The sequence below is a fragment of the Sorangium sp. So ce131 genome, from assembly GCF_051519095.1.
Classification (GTDB): Bacteria; Myxococcota_A; Polyangia; order Polyangiales; family Polyangiaceae; genus Sorangium.
Map to the genome: position 1 here is coordinate 9,538,371 of NZ_CP150455.1, position 15,254 is coordinate 9,553,624.

At 69.7% G+C, this 15,254-nt stretch carries 8 protein-coding genes; 6 read left to right on the plus strand and 2 right to left on the minus strand.

Going from position 1 to position 15,254, the window contains the following annotated elements; all coding sequences use genetic code 11:
* Nucleotides 1-2: 2 nt before the first annotated feature.
* The 3 genes from WMF43_RS34565 (at nucleotide 3) to WMF43_RS34575 (ending at nucleotide 6,584) form a co-directional block, all read left to right on the plus strand.
* Entirely contained in the window at nucleotides 3-4,043 is a 4,041-nt protein-coding gene (locus WMF43_RS34565; RefSeq protein WP_437671206.1) for an Eco57I restriction-modification methylase domain-containing protein, read from the plus strand.
* Nucleotides 4,040-5,734 (plus strand): DUF262 domain-containing protein, encoded by a 1,695-nt coding sequence (locus WMF43_RS34570; protein ID WP_437671208.1) that lies wholly within the window; start codon nucleotides 4,040-4,042, stop codon nucleotides 5,732-5,734. The genes WMF43_RS34565 and WMF43_RS34570 overlap by 4 nt, the downstream gene beginning before the upstream one ends.
* Before the next feature lie 61 nt (nucleotides 5,735-5,795).
* Entirely contained in the window at nucleotides 5,796-6,584 is a 789-nt protein-coding gene (locus WMF43_RS34575; RefSeq protein WP_437671210.1) for a hypothetical protein, read from the plus strand.
* A 102-nt stretch (nucleotides 6,585-6,686) separates the two neighbouring features.
* On the opposite strand, the gene WMF43_RS34580 is transcribed toward WMF43_RS34575, so the two are convergent.
* Together WMF43_RS34580 and WMF43_RS34585 are read right to left on the minus strand one after the other, a co-directional pair.
* A complete protein-coding gene (locus WMF43_RS34580) occupies nucleotides 6,687-7,709 on the minus strand; it encodes a hypothetical protein (RefSeq protein WP_437671212.1) in 1,023 nt (340 codons plus the stop codon).
* A complete protein-coding gene (locus WMF43_RS34585; protein ID WP_437671214.1) occupies nucleotides 7,706-8,344 on the minus strand; it encodes a hypothetical protein in 639 nt (212 codons plus the stop codon). Before WMF43_RS34585 ends, WMF43_RS34580 begins: the two co-directional genes overlap by 4 nt.
* Nucleotides 8,345-8,502: 158 nt before the next feature.
* Between WMF43_RS34585 and drmA the strand changes: the two genes are divergently transcribed.
* From drmA to drmC, 3 genes are read left to right on the plus strand one after another with little or no spacing between them, the layout of a single operon-like run.
* On the plus strand, nucleotides 8,503-11,922 hold the full coding sequence (drmA, locus tag WMF43_RS34590; protein ID WP_437671216.1) for a DISARM system helicase DrmA: 3,420 nt from the start codon (nucleotides 8,503-8,505) through the stop codon (nucleotides 11,920-11,922).
* Nucleotides 11,919-13,778: a DrmB family protein gene (gene drmB, locus WMF43_RS34595; protein WP_437671217.1), complete on the plus strand. Its 1,860-nt coding sequence runs from the start codon at nucleotides 11,919-11,921 to the stop codon at nucleotides 13,776-13,778. Before drmA ends, drmB begins: the two co-directional genes overlap by 4 nt.
* Entirely contained in the window at nucleotides 13,775-14,551 is a 777-nt protein-coding gene (gene drmC / locus WMF43_RS34600; protein ID WP_437671219.1) for a DISARM system phospholipase D-like protein DrmC, read from the plus strand. Before drmB ends, drmC begins: the two co-directional genes overlap by 4 nt.
* Nucleotides 14,552-15,254 lie beyond the last annotated feature (703 nt).

Genomic DNA, 15,254 nt, shown 5'->3' on the forward strand with positions numbered 1-15,254 from the left:
CCATGTCCGACGTCGAGCAACGATTTCACGAGACCTGGCTCGGGATGGTGCAGCCCATCGAGGGGCTGGTGGTGTCCATCCCTGTCCTCGCCGATGCCCAGTGCATGGAGCGGCAGCCCCCGGAGACGCAGGCGCGGCTCCTTTCCCTGTGCCCGCCGAGCCGCGAGGACGAGACCGGCCCGGCCGGGCGCGGCATCGGCGACCTCCCGCGGTTCCTCGCCGAGCTGCTCGGGCTCACGCCGGAGATCTTCGACGCCGGCGACGCGATGCCCGAGGAGCTCTCGCTGTACGTGCCCGAGGGCAAGCAGACGCTGCGCCCCACCCTGGCGCTCCGGAAGCCGACGGGGGCCGCGGCGCCGCCCGACGGGGCCGACGCGACGCCGGCGAGCCGCGCGGGCGCGGGGTACGAGGCGCTCGTCTGGGACGTGCCGCGTGGGCTCGATCTCGACCGGTCCGAGACGGTCACGGGCACGTGGGACTACCCGCCGGCGGCGAAGTTCGACCGGCTGCTGCGGCACTGCCGGGTGCCGATCGGCCTGCTCACGAACCGGGAGGTCGTGCGGCTTGTGTACGCGCCGCACGGCGAGTCGTCGGGCGCGATCACGTTCCGCATTGACGACATGGCGAGCGTGGGGGGGCGGCCGATCCTCGACGCGTTCGTGATGCTGCTCTCGGCGGGGCGCTTCTTCGGCGTGGCCGCGGACCGCTCGCTGCCGGCGCTCCTGGCCGAGAGCCGGAAGCGGCAGGCGAACGTCACGAACGAGCTCGCGGAGCAGGTGTTCGACGCGCTCCAGATCCTGCTGCGCGGGTTCGAGGGGGCGGCCGAGCGCGGCGGGCGAGACCTGCTCGACGACGCGCTCGCCCGGGCGCACGACCACCTCTACAAGGGGCTGCTCACGGTGCTCCTGCGGCTCGTCTTCGTGCTCTACGCCGAGGATCGCGGGCTCTTGCCGGTCGAGCAGCCGCTCTACCAGGGGCACCTCTCGCTGCTCGGCCTGTTCGAGCAGCTCCAGGCCGACCACGGCGCGTACCCCGACTCGATGGCGCGGCGGTTCGGGGCCTGGGGGCGGATCGTGACCCTGTTCCGGGCCGTGTACCTCGGCGTGGAGCACGGGACGCTCCGCATGCCGCCGCGGCGCGGGTCGCTGTTCAACCCGCACACGTACCCGTTCCTCGAGGGCTGGGGGCCGGCGGGGGGCGCGCCGATCGGGCAGGCGGAGGCGCAGGCCGAGGTGCGGGTGCCGACGGTGGACGACGAGACGGTCTACCGGGTGCTGGAGAAGCTGCTCGTGTTCGAGGGGCAGCGGCTGTCGTACCGGGCGCTGGACGTCGAGCAGATCGGCAGCGTGTACGAGGCGCTGATGGGCTACCACGTCCGGCGCATGCCCGCCGAGGCGGTGTGCATGAAGCCGGACCGGCTGTGGGTGACGGCCGAGGAGGTGCTGGCGGTCCCGGCCGGGCGGCGGGCGAAGTGGCTCAAGGAGACCGTGGGGCTGAGCGCGGCCCAGGCGGAGAAGCTGGCGCAGGAGATCGCGGCGGCGAAGGGGGCCGGGCAGGTCGTCGAGGCGCTGGCGAGGCAGGCGGCCGGCGGGCGGAAGGCGGAGCGCGCACTGACGCGGGCGAAGGTCGGGCAGCTCGTGCTGCAGCCGGGGAGCGAGCGGCGGCGGACGAGCTCGCACTACACGCCGAGGAGCCTGTCGGCGCCGATCGTGCGGCGGACGCTGGAGCCGTTGCTCGCGGTCATGGGCGAGGCGCCCGCGTCGGAGCGGATCCTGAACCTGAAGGTCTGCGACCCGGCGATGGGGTCCGGGGCGTTCCTCGTGGAGGCGTGCCGGTTTCTGGCGGATCGCGTGGTGGCGGCGTGGACGCGGGAGGGGGCGCTGGAGGCGATCAGCGCGGAGCACGGGGAGCCGCTGATGCACGCGAGGCGGCTGGTGGCGCAGCGGTGCCTGTACGGCGTCGACAAGAACGACGCGGCGGTGGAGCTGGCGAAGCTGTCGCTGTGGCTGGTGACGCTGGCGCGGGAGCTGCCGTTCACGTTCCTGGATCATGCGCTGTGCCACGGGGACTCGCTGGTGGGGCTCGACTTCGACCAGATCCGGAGCTTCCACTGGAAGCCGGGGAAGCAGCAGGAGCTGTTCACGAAGGAGCTGGACGCGGCGCTGGAGGAGGCGATCGCGCTGCGACAGCAGATCCTGCGGATGGCGGAGCAGGACGACGGGGTATCGCAGCGGGAGAAGGAGCGGCTGCTGTGGGATGCGCAGGACGCGCTGGACCGGGTGCGGCTGATCGGGGATCTCGTGGTGGGGGCGTTCTTCGCGCACGAGAAGGACAAGGACCGGGAGAAGGAGCGGGAGCGGCGGCTCGACCGGGTGACGGCCTGGCTGCGAGAGGGCGGGGCTGCGCCGGATGAGCTGAAGGCGATGCAGGAGGAGATCCGGGGGAGGATCCCGGTGTTCCACTGGATGGTGGAGTTCCCCGAGGTGTTCTACGCGGAGCGGCCGGATCCGCTGGACGAGAACCAGGTGAACCGGGCGGCATACATGGATGCGTTCGTGGGGAATCCGCCGTTCATGGGAGTGAGCTCCATTTCCGGCTCATTTGGCACCCCGTACAGAGATTGGCTATCCATGCTGCACGCAGGCGCGACGGGAAAGACCGACCTCTGCGCCCATTTCTTTCGCCGCGCCGACACGCTACTTGGAAACAACGGGACGTTAGGACTTATCGCGACAAATACGATCGCGCAGGGAGACACCAGAGTTTCTGGACTGGAGGCACTCCTCAAGAATGGCCACAAGATATATGAAGCGACATCTTCGCTGCCTTGGCCCGGAGAGGCAAGCGTGGCCGTGTCCGTGGTTCAAACGGCAAAAGGCAAGGTCGGCACAACGCTCGGACCAGGTTTACACCTAGACGGAAAGATTGTTCATGAGATCAATTCGTCGCTCAAACCGGCCGCTGAGCGGCCCGTACCAACTGCGCTGGCCGCAAATGCCGGGATCTGTTACCTTGGATCGAAGCCTTACGGAGATGGATTTTTTCTTACCTCCAGCGAACGCGAGGCTCTCCTACAAACAGATCGCTCCAATGCGCAAGTGATCATGCCGTACATCGGCGGAGAAGAGGTCAACACAAGTCCTCTACAGGAGCCACACCGGTTTATCATCAACTTCCGCAACCTGTCGCTGGAAGAAGCAAGACGCTGGCCAAGCGCGCTCGAACGAATTCAGCGCCTCGTCAAACCAGAACGCGATCACAACAATCGCGCATCCTATCGCGATCTCTGGTGGTTGTACGCAGAGCGACAGCCAGCCCTCTACGAAGGGCTATCGCACTCAAGAAGATGCATCACGCTGTCCCAGGTCTCCAAGCATCTTGCCGTATGCTTTCAGCCCACAGATCGCGTCTTAGGAATCACCCTGAACGTATTTCTACTGCAAAACGACACAGGGTTCACTGTACTCCAGTCCCGCCCTCACGAAGCATGGGCCCGCCACTTGTCCTCATCGCTCGAAGACAGATTGCGCTATACCGCATCTGATTGCTTCGAAAACTTCCCCTTCCCCCAGCCCGATCCCCGCGCCGTCATCCCCGCCCTCGAATACATCGGCCATCGCCTCCATGACTTCCGCGCCGCGTACATGGTCGACAACAACGTCGGCCTAACCATGACCTACAACCGCCTCAAGGACCCGGCCTGCGCCGATCCGCGCATCCTGGAGCTGCGCCGCCTCCACGAGGAGATGGACCGCGCCGTCCTCGACGCGTACGGCTGGTCCGACCTCCCCGTCCCCCCCTACTGCCCGACGACCGACGCGGACAAGCAGAAGCTCGAGCGCTTCGGAGACGAGGTGATCGACCGCCTCTTCGTCCTCAACGCGCAGCGCGCCGAGGAGGAGAAGCGGAGGGGCCTCGCGCCGGCCACCGCCAAGCAGAAGGGCGCCGCAAAGGGCGCCGCCTCGAAGAAGACGGGGCGATCCCGATCGACCGCATCCGCACAGATGTTCCTCCCGGACGACGACAGGAGCGAAGACGCATGAGCGTGTCCATCAGCGGCAAGGAGTCCAAGGTCGGCGATCTCTTCAGCCGGGAGTTCGTCTTCCGCATCCCGCCCTACCAGCGTCCGTACGCGTGGGAGACCGAGCAGGCGGGCGAGCTCCTGAGCGACCTGCTCGACGCCCTCGGCGACATCTCGACGGCCGCGCTGGATCACGCGCCCCCCTACTTCCTCGGCAGCATCGTCATCATCAAGGCCGAGGGCAAGCCCGAGTCCGACGTGGTGGACGGACAGCAGCGCCTCACGACGCTGACGATCCTCCTCTCGGTGCTGCGTGCCGAGATCGAGGATTCCGAGGTCCGGGCGCAGCTCCGCGATCTGATCTACGAACCGGAGAACCGGCTCCGGCTCATCCCGGCCCGCTACCGCCTGACGCTCCGCCAGCGCGATGAGGACTTCTTCCGGAAGCACATCCAGAGCGATGGAGCGCTCGACACCCTGCCCACCCTGAACCTGAACCAGCTCTCGGACAGCCAGCGCAACCTCGCCCGCAACGCCATGCTGCTCCGCAAGCGGGTCCAGGAGCTTTCCCCCGACCGGCGGATCCTCCTCGCGCAGTACCTGGTCCTCCACTCCTTCCTCGTGGTGGTGTCGACCCCGACGTTCGAGTCGGCCTACCGCATCTTCTCCGTGCTGAACAACCGCGGCCTCGACCTCTCGCACGCGGACGTGCTCAAGGCCGATGTGCTCGGCGCCATCCCGCGGGAAGCGGAGCGCGAGACGTACGCGCAGCGATGGGAGCAGATCGAGGAGGACCTCGGGCGAGACGCGTTCCGCGACGTCATCTCGTACGTGCGCACCGTCCTCGTCCGGAAGAAGGTCGAGAAGAGCGTGCTCGCGGAGATCCGCGAGCTCGTCCAGTCGGCCAGCAACCCGAAGTGGTTCGTGGACGACGTGCTCGAGCCGTATGCCGAGGCGCTCAAGGTCATCCAGCACGCGTCCTACCCGAGCGACCGCGACGCAACGACGATCAACGGGCTCCTCAAGTGGCTCGGGCGCATCGACAACGTGGACTGGATCCCCGCGGCGCTCGTGATCGTCTCGCGGTGGCAGGCCTCGCCCGACAAGCTGGAGGCCGCCCTCGCCGCCCTCGATCGGCTCGCGTCGGTGCTCATGGTGGGCCGCGCCGACATCAACGACCGCATCAACCGCTACGCCGGCGTGCTCGCCGCGCTCGAGACGTGCGGCAACGACGTGGAGCCTGCCCGCAAGGAGATGACGCCCACGCCCGGGGAGCTCGAGGACGCCTGCGCCGTCGCCGAAGGCGACCTCTACCTCAACACGAGGGTGCGCGCCTACGTGCTGCTCCGCGTGGACGCCGCGCTGGCCGAGAGCAAGGCGCCGCACACGGATGAGAACCCCACCGTCGAGCACGTGCTCCCCCAGTCGCCGCCGGCGAACAGCGAGTGGCTCTCCTGGTGGCCCGACGCGGCGGTCCGGGAGGAATGGGCACACCGGCTCGGCAACCTGCTCCTCCTGACCCGCCGGAAGAACGCGCAGGCCTCGAACTACGACTTCGACACGAAGAAGACAAAGTACTTCTGCACGAAGGGAGGTGTCTCGAATTTCCCGCTCACGACCCAGGTGCTGCAAGAGAAGGAGTGGACCCCCGCGATCGTGAAGCGCCGGCAGGACGAGCTCGCCCGCGTGCTCAAAGGCACGTGGTCTGATTGACAGAGCGTGAGCGCTCGGGCGGGGGCGACCAGACACGGGAGCCTCCAGAAGGAGAGGGCCCATGGGGTGGAGAGCGCTGCAACCCAAAGGACGCTTCCTGCGCGAGAAGGTTCTCCAGAAGTACTTCGCCCACGAGCGACGGCAGGATGGATGGCGCGCCGCCGGCATTCCTGCTTGGTTCGCCGAGCTGAAGGTGAAAGCAGCCGACCAGGTGGAGGAGACCGGCCTCGGCTACATCTACCGTCCTGACCTGATATGCTCGAAGGAGAATCGCTCCTACGTCGTGGAGCTCAAGCACGCCGACAAGTTCGAGCCGCTCGGTCTCGCGGAGGTGCTGCACCACTCATGGATGCTCTCTGCGGGAACCATGACAAGCGCGCGACCGGACGCTGGGCAGCCGATCCCAGTGCTCGTCACCCAGCATAACCAGTGGCTGCGCGCCAGCTTGAGCTACATGTTCCAGAACGGCTTTCGTCGCGACGCCATCCGATACGTCGAGCTAACCCTGCTCCGTGACGGCAACCAGACGCTCGTCTGGTTCGATGACATCACCGCGGACTGGGTTGAATGCGATGTGAGCGATGTCCCGCATCATGATCTGCTGCTGGCGCCTGGAATCCAGTGGCATCAGGTGACAGACGCCGACACCTGGATCGGGGTCAACGACAAGCTCCAGGAGAGGCCGCTCCTGTGGCGCGTTCCCTACGTGATGGTGAGCAGACTGGAGGGGCCGCAGGACGAGGTCCTCGTCTGGCAGGGCGGACCGATCGGTGCCGGCAGGTACCACCTCGGTTCACGGGCCGGAGGACACGGCTGTCTGCCGATCACGCTGGGAGCATCCCAGCGGTAGAGCGGGTCTGGTACGCCGCGGATGGATGCGGCAACCACGATGGGGCCATGCTGTCCACCCCGAGCAACCGTGGAGCGCGTTGACGGGAACGCGCTCGGTGCGCTACGCCGCCGCGCGACGCTCCATCGCCTGCACGCGCCGCTCCGCCTCCGACGAGAGAAGCTCGATCACGTTGCTCTTCGGCGGAGCGCTCGCAGCGACCGCGCCGAGCCCGGCGAGGTACAGCGCGTCGAACGTCGGATCCTGCCCAGCGAGGAGGCTATCCAGGACGAGCTGCGTCGCATGAAGCTCCCTCCTCAGCTCCTCGGACCTGGCTTGAACCAGCCCGATGCCGGTCGCCTCGCGCGCCCGCAGCCACCGCGCTCGCGCCCCGTCCGCCCTCGCCAGCTCGATCTCCGCGAGCGCATACATCAGGCAAACCTCGGCCCCGGCTCTGTCGAGCGACGCCCTCGCGCGGCCGAGGTGCTCGTCGGCATCGCCGGCGGACAGCGCGCGCGCTGCGACGAGCACGCCCATGGCGGTGAACTGCCGGTTGTCGGGCTCGAGCCGGTGGGCCCTGGAAAGAGCGCTCCACGCCGTCTCGAGGTCACCCCCAGCTTCGGCGAGGCGGTACGCCGCCCACCAGAAGCCAGGGATCCCGGGGAATTTCGACAGGACGAGGTTCACCTCGCGAGCCGCCCGCGCCCGCTCGGCCGCTGACGTGGGCACGAGTGCGCCGGCGATCCTGAGCTGCCGCAGTGTCGTACAGCTCCCGATGAGCTTCGCGAAGCCGCGGCGGCTCGCCTCATAACGCGGCGTGAGCCGTGACAGCAGCGCCTCCGCCGTGCCGCCGTCCACGTCGCGCTTCTCGCGCAGGATCCTCCCCCAGACCTCGCCAGCCCCCGGTGGATTCCGTCCTTCGACGAGGCAGAAGCACTCTTCCACGGAGGCGGCCAGGCGCGTCGACGCGGGACAGGCCGGCAGGACCTCGGCAGCCCGACGCTCGAGGCGCGCGGCCTCGTGCAGCAGGACGCAGGCTTCGAACGTCGCGTCAGGCCCGCCCTCTGCCAGACGAGCCGTCGCCCGCAGCTTCAGCTTCCCGCTGCTCGCCAGGCCGAACTCGTACAGCTCCGATCCGCTCGTCACGGCTTGACCTGCTCCATCATGCTGACCCGAGGCGAGGCGCACCAGAGGGAAAGATGGACCTCGGCGATGTCGCGCCGGGCGCGCAGCTCCGCGGCCTTCCCGTGCTTCGCCCGCGCCCCGCGCCTCGACGCCGCTCCGTCCCGGACCGCCAGCAGCGCGCTGCGGCCCCCCGTGGCGCGCCCCGCTGCCTCGACGCCGCGGAGAGAGCCCGGCGTGACGTCGAACAGGATGTCCGGCGCAGAGCCCTTGCGCATGGTCTTGACCCGCCGGCCCGGCATCAGCGTGGAGATCGCCACGAACGTCAGCCCGTACGCTGCCAGCTCTGTCACGTGTTCGCGCTGCGCCGTCCGCCCGTCGCGCAGCCGCCGAGCATGGGCGTCGACTCCAGGAACGAGGCGCTCCAGCAGGGCAAGATCCCAGGTCAGGTCGACGTGCACGGTCCTCGACCTCCCGGCGACGACGTGGTCGACCACGAAGCGGAACGGCTGGCTCCGCTCGTTCCTGGAGCTGCCTGGAACCCACGCCAGAACCGGAGCGATCGTGTCGCTCACCCAGTCGTGCTCTTGATCGATGAAGAGCTGCTCGAGCGCATAGCGAATCTCGACAACGTCTGCGCTCCGATTCGCGGCTACCATGTCGTCCTCCAGGCGGCAGCGGAGCGTACTACGGCGAACGCTCCGACAAGGCCGGAGATCCCATCGGCCCTGCCTTGCCGTCGCGTTCGCCTGAAGCGCGCGGCCGCCCTCGCGAAGCGCTTGTCCAGCAGCGCGCAGCGGGCGATCGTGTCACCACGATGCCCTCCTCGACCGATGTTCGCGCTGGCCTCGTCGCCGCCCTTCAGGCCGATCTGGTGGGCCCCTTCGCCCCGGGGACCCCTGCCGGCGCTGCCGAGGAGCTGCTCCCCCTCCCCCCGTCGCGCTGGTACCTGACCGGCTTCCTCGCGCCGCAGGCGGACCGCGAGACGCACGATCCCACGGCCGACGACGAGTTCACCCAGGCCGGAGAGGACGACGACGAGGAGAGCAGCCCGCCCGAGCTGGAGCCGAAGCAGAAGAACCACTTCCCCGCGTCGATGGGCCTCTCCGTCCTGCTGCCCAGGCCCTCGGCAGAGCCCGAGACGATCCGGGCGACGGTCACCTTCGCGGAGTACGTGCGGGTGGAACAGAAGACCGACGAGCCCCGCAAGCGAAAGGTCGTCTGGCCCAGGGTGCCGCAGCCGCCGCGCAGCGTCGAGCTCCCGCTCGAACCAGGGGCCATCGAGGAGGGCCTGCCGCTCCCCGATACGCCCGGCATCCAGGTGTGCGGCAAGCTCGAGCCGGCCGACGCGCCAGGCCTGGCGGGGACGCGCGCGCTCTCGCTGTTCGTCGTGAACCGCCGCCAGCCGGGGGAGCGCGGCCAGCAAGACACGCAGTTCATCTTCCAGGTCGAGCTCGAGCTCCACTACGCGCGCGGGTTCGTGCCCCGCCCGAACCGCCAAGGCGAGGGCGCATCGGATCCCGATGATCGGGTCGCGGATCTCCAGTTCCGCGCGCACAGCGAGTGGGCCGTGGGGCACGGGGTCGCCGTCGAGGCGCCCGATGGGCAGCGGTCCGTGACCACGCTGCGAACGACGTGGATCCCGCGCCACGAGGTGCGCCGGGTGAAGACGCGCAAGGACGACCGGGTCGTCACGCGGATGGAGGAGCTGGCGAAGCTCGCCGCGCAGGCTCTCGAGGACGGCGCGGCGACGGGCGAACGGCCGGGAGCGACAGTGGCCGCGGCGCTGCAGCCGCTCGTCGAGGCCTACACGGCGTGGATCGGCGACCAGGCGAACATCCCCCTCGACAGCCCGCGGCGCGAGGAGACCCGCAAGCTGCTCGTCATCAAGCAGGCGCGGCGCGCGTGCGCGAGGATCCAGGCCGGGATCGATCTCCTGGCCCGCGACCGGGAGGTCCTCGAGGCCTTCGGCCTCATGAACAAGGCGATGGCGCAGGCCGCGCTGCAGCGGAACCCGGACCGTTACGACGAGGACAAGCGGCCGACCTGGCACCTCTTCCAGCTCGCCTTCGTGCTGCTCAACCTGGTCGGCATCGCCGACGAGACCCACGAGGACCGGGAGGAGGTCGAGCTCATCTTCTTCCCGACCGGCGGCGGCAAGACGGAGGCGTACCTGGGCGTGATCGGTTTCACGCTGCTGCTGCGCCGGCTGCGGGGACAGCGGCGGCCCGACGGCGGGCTCGGCGTGGCGGTGCTCCTGCGGTACACGCTGCGGCTCTTGACGCTGGACCAGCTCGGTCGCGCCGCGACGCTCATCTGCGCGCTGGAGCTGATCCGGAAGGAGCATCCGAAGAAGCTCGGCGAGGTGCGCTTCGCCGTCGGGCTGTGGGTCGGCCGGTCGGCGACGGCCAACACGCTGGAGCAGGTGAAGAAGCTGGTCATCGAGTACAAGAACAGCTCCTCGAAGAACGCCTCGTCGCCGTTCCCGCTCACGAACTGCCCCTGGTGCGGGCGGCGGCTGGGCCGCGACAGCCTGGTCCTCGCGCCGAGCCGGACGGCCCCGGAGGAGGTGGTCGTGAGCTGCGTGACGCCCTCGGGGGAGCCGCCCAGCGATTGCGCCTTCAACCCCCGCAACAACGCCGAGGGCCTGCCCGTGCTCTTCGTGGACGAGCAGATCTACCGGGAGCTGCCCTCGTTCCTCGTGGCCACGGTCGACAAGTTCGCGATGCTGCCGTGGCGCGGCGAGACCGGGATGCTGTTCGGCCGGGCCGCCGCGCACGAGGGGAAGAAGTTCTACGGGCCCATGGACCGGCCGCCGAAGGGCGCGGTCAGGCTCCCGGCCGGGCTGCTTCCGCCGGAGCTCATCGTGCAGGACGAGCTGCACCTCATCGCCGGGCCGCTCGGCACCATGGTCGGGCTCTACGAGACCGCCATCGAGCACCTGTCGTCGCGGCCCGGCCAGGCGAGGCCGGTCCCGCCGAAGGTGATCGCCTCGACGGCCACCCTGCGGCGCGCGCGAGAGCAGATCCGGGCGCTGTTCGGCCGCGAGCACATGGCGCTCTTCCCTCCGCCCGGCGTGGACCACGCCGAGACCTTCTTCGCCACGCTGGATCGCAAGTCCCCCGGGCGGCTATACGTCGGCGTCGCCGCGCCCGGACGGCCGCAGAAGGCGATCTTGCTGCGCACGTACGTAGCGCTGCTCGGCGCGGCGCAGAAGCAGTTCGACCCGAGGGGCGCGAACGATCAGCCGGCCGACCCCTACATGACGCTGGCGGGCTACTTCAACAGCCTGCGCGAGCTCGGCGGCATGCGGCGGCTGGTCGAGGACGACGTGCGCACGCGCGTCGCGACGATCGAGAAGCGCATGCCCGAGGGCCACGATGGACCGCACCCGTGGGCGCAGAACCGGGCGATCTCGATGCCCGTCGAGCTCACCTCCCGCGAGAAGGCCGGCGCCATCAAGGAGGCCAAGGACCGCCTCGGGGCCGCGCACACCGCGAAGGAGCACGTCGACGTTCTCCTCGCGAGCAACATGATCTCCGTCGGCGTCGACATCGACCGGCTCGGGCTCATGGTGATCGCAGGGCAGCCGAAGACGACCAGCGAGTACATCCAGGCGTCGAGCCGCGTCGGCCGGCAGCATGCCGGGCTCGTCGTGACGTGCTTCAACGTGCGAAAACCGCGGGACCGCTCGCATTACGAGCGGTTCGCCGCGTACCACGAGAGCTTCTACAGGTACGTGGAGGCGACGAGCCTGACGCCCTTCTCGGGGCCAGCGCTGGATCGGGGCCTCACCGGAACGCTCGTGTCGATGGTGCGGCTCGCCAATCCCGGGATGACGCCGGCCGCGGCGGCAATGGAGATCAACGCCCACCGTGCGCTGGCGGAGGCGTGCGTCGAGGTGATCGCGCAGCGCTCAGGGCGACACACGGCGCAGCTCGAAGGCGAGGATCACGAGCGCGCGGTCGACGCCCTGAGGCGCCGCGGCCGGAAGGTCGTCGAAGCGTGGGAGAAGCTGGTGCACGAGGCGCGCCACGAGGCGGCGGCGCGGCGCTGCTACTCCCCCTTCGACAAGGACAAGGCGGCTGGTCGGCCGCTGCTGTTTTCCGTGACCGACGACAACGCGCCCGACCCGAACTCGCCCGACGGCCGCTTCGCGGCGCCGACGTCGATGCGCGACGTGGAGCCGTCGATTCACCTGTGGATCGAGCGCCGGTCGCTGGGAGGAAAGCGATGATGAAGCCCCGGGGGCCGCACGCGCCCCGCGTGCAGCAGCAGCCCGACGGCACCATCCGACAGAGCCAGGTCGTGACCACGTTCGGCCCGGGATCGATGGTCGATCTGCTCAACGACGCGGTGCTGGTCGGGGGCCTGGACTTCTGGAGCTACGACAAGAGCTACGCGATCCCGCACATCCCCGAGCCGCGGCTCCGCGACGCGGTCGTGGAGCGCTTCCAGCAGGTCGGGCGAGAGCTTTCGGCGGAGTATCCCTTCCGCGCGCCGCCCGTCGGCAACGACCGGGAGCCGAGCCGCTTCGCCGGGATCCAGGTGCTGGAGTTCCCTCAATGGTTCGTGTGCCAGAACGCGTCGTGCCGGGCGCTCCTGCGCAAGGACGGGCTGGAGCTGAAGAGCCACCGCTACTGGCACCAGTGCACCCGGAGCGACAGGGCCGAGTGCGTGCCGGTGCGCTTCGTCATGGCCTGCAAGAAGGGGCACGCGGACGAGTTCGCCTGGATCACGTTCGTCCATGAGGCCCAGCAGCGTCCCCGGTGCGCGGCCCCCTCGCTCACCTTCGAGGAGGGGCCGACAGGCGACTTCAACGACATCCGGGTCGCGTGCGCGTGCGGCGGCTCGGCGCCGCTCAACCAGGTGCTCGGCGGACTCAAGCTGCACTGCCGCGGGGAGCGGCCGTGGCTCGGGCCCGAGGGCAGGGAGGAGTGCAAGGAGACCGCGAAGCTCCTCGTCCGCACGGCGAGTAACTCGTATTTCCCGCAGGTGGTGAGCGCCCTGTCCATCCCGGACCCTTCGGGCGAGGTCCGGGAGCGCGTCCAGGGAGCATGGGACGTGCTGAAGTCGGCCACGAGGGAGAACCTCCCGATCTTCCGCCAGATCGAGAAGGTGAGGATCGCGCTGGACGGGCTTACCGACGCGGAGGTCATGGAGGCGGTGAAGGCGCTGCAGAGCGATCGGCCGGCGACCCAGGGGCCGATCCGGACCGCAGAGTACCGGCAGCTCACGGCGTCGAAGCTGGAGGCTCCCGGCGAGCTACCGCCGACCGGGGCGACCTTCTTCGCGCGGGAGGTCAAGCCGAAGAAGGGCCTGCCGACGGGGATCCGCAAGCTCGTGGTGGCCCCGAAGCTGCGCGAGGTCGTGGCGCAGATCGGGTTCACGCGCCTGGAGCCGGTCACGCCCGACGTGCAGGGCGAGTACGACCTCGGCGTGCAGACGGCCGCGTTGGGGTTGACGACGAACTGGCTGCCCGCGTCGGAGATCCGCGGAGAGGGGGTGTTCATCGAGCTCGACGAGGCGGCGGTGCGGGAATGGGAGGAGCGCGACTGCGTGAAGAAGGTGCGTGCCGTGGCCCTGAAAGCGGGTCACGACGCCTGGGCCGGGACGCTCGATCACCCGCCGCCGTTCCCGGAGGTCCGCTTCTACATGCTGCACACGCTGGCCCATCTGCTCATTTCGGCCATCAGCCTCGAATGCGGCTACGCGTCCAGCGCCCTTCGCGAGCGCATCTACTGCGGCCCGTCGCACCGCGACCCGACACCCATGGCCGCGATCCTGCTCTCGACGGGCACCTCCGGGACGGAGGGGACGCTGGGCGGCCTGGTCGAGCAAGGGCGGCAGCTCCGCGCACACCTCCAGCGCGCCTTCGACCTCGGCCGGCTGTGCTCGAACGACCCGGTGTGCGGGACGCACTCGCCGGAAAACGACCACGCCGAGCGGCACCTCGAGGGGGCCGCATGCCACGGCTGCCTCTTCGTGGCGGAGTGTAGCTGCGAGCGCTTCAACCGGTACCTGGACCGCGCGCTCGTCGTGCCCACGCTGGGGCACCCTGCGGAGCTGGCCTTCTTCTCGACCCGGCCATGAGCGCCAACATCCCGAGCGGGCTCTCCCAGGTGCCGCGGCCCGTGCTGGAGCGGCTGCTGGAAGCCATCGACCGCCGGCGCCTGGAATGCCCGCTCTCGGAGCTGGAGCTCCTCGCCTCGGGCTACGGAGCGCTCGTCCCCGCGCTCCTGGACGCGCTCGGAGGGCTCGGCGCCGAGGCGGCCACGGCCGCGCTCCGCCTGGTGCTCGCGGAGCGGACGCATCGTCCACCGCCTCGGCTCAGCCTCGTCTGGACGGGGCCGGAGGCGCGCGGCAGCGTCGCGCGCGACACCGCGCTCCTGGTGCGCGATCTGTTCGAGGGGGCGAAGCGCTACGTCATCGTGGGAGGCTATACGTTCGACAGGCCCGGCATCCTGGAGCCGTTGCATGCAGCGATGCAGAGCCGGGGGGTCAGGGCGCTCCTGTTCCTCGACATCCCCGGCGAGGCGAGGAGCGCTCAGGACGCCGACGCCTTCGCGACCGCGGCGATCGACCGCTTCTTCCGCGAGGTCTGGACCTTCGGCGCGCCGAAGCCAGACGTCTACTTCGACCCGAGGACGGCCATGCCGGGCCCCCCCTGGGCGAGCCTGCACGCGAAGTGCATCGTAGTGGACGACGAGCGGACGCTGATCACGTCGGCAAACTTCACGGACCGCGGGCAAACCCGGAACATCGAGGCCGGGGTGCTCATCGAGGATCGATCGTTTGCCGAGGAGCTCGGCGCGCAGTGGCGGATCCTGATCGCGGCAGGGCTGGTACGCCCCTACAGGGGATGAAGAGCGCGGCGCCGGACCGGAGCGCCATGCAGCGCTACGAGCTCAGATCGCAGCTGCCCTCCCCGACGTGGGCTCCATCTCGCTCACCGCACGGCCGCCGGCCACTCCACCGCGCCGCGCACGGCCGCGGGCTTGCCGCCGCGTGTGCACGCCAGGTGGCCTCGAGGCAGGACCTTTACCATGCGCGCCGTCAGCGCCGGGCCGCGGCGCTCTGGGCAGCACCCGGGCGCGCTCGATCGAGCCGTCCTCGCGGGCGTCGAGCCGCGCCAGGACCAGCCCACATCGCGCCGCATCGCAGCGCGCGAGCGCCGGGGCAAGCGCGTCCAGGTTGTGGATACCGAGCCGGTGGACTGACCGCGAGGCGCCCGCCGAGCGCGTGGCGTGCCAATCCTCCGCCGCCGTGTGCAGATTCGTTGTCGCGTCGACGACGCGCAGCTCAGGGCGCGGCCGGCCGCGGTCCCGGGAGCAGCGTAATCGACGCGCAGCACGCGCCGTCCGCCCGCCGCCTGCAGCCCCGCCGAGTTCCGGACGGCCGCGCACAGGCAGGCCTTGCGATTCCGCCGCCGACCCTCGATATCGTCGAGATCGGCGACCTCGCCGCTCGGGCGAGCGGGTCGATCAAGAACTCGTCCGCCGCGTCCTCGCCCCGTAACACGAGGCGAGCGCGGCGGCCTGATCGCGCCAGATGCTCGTCTCGGGCCGG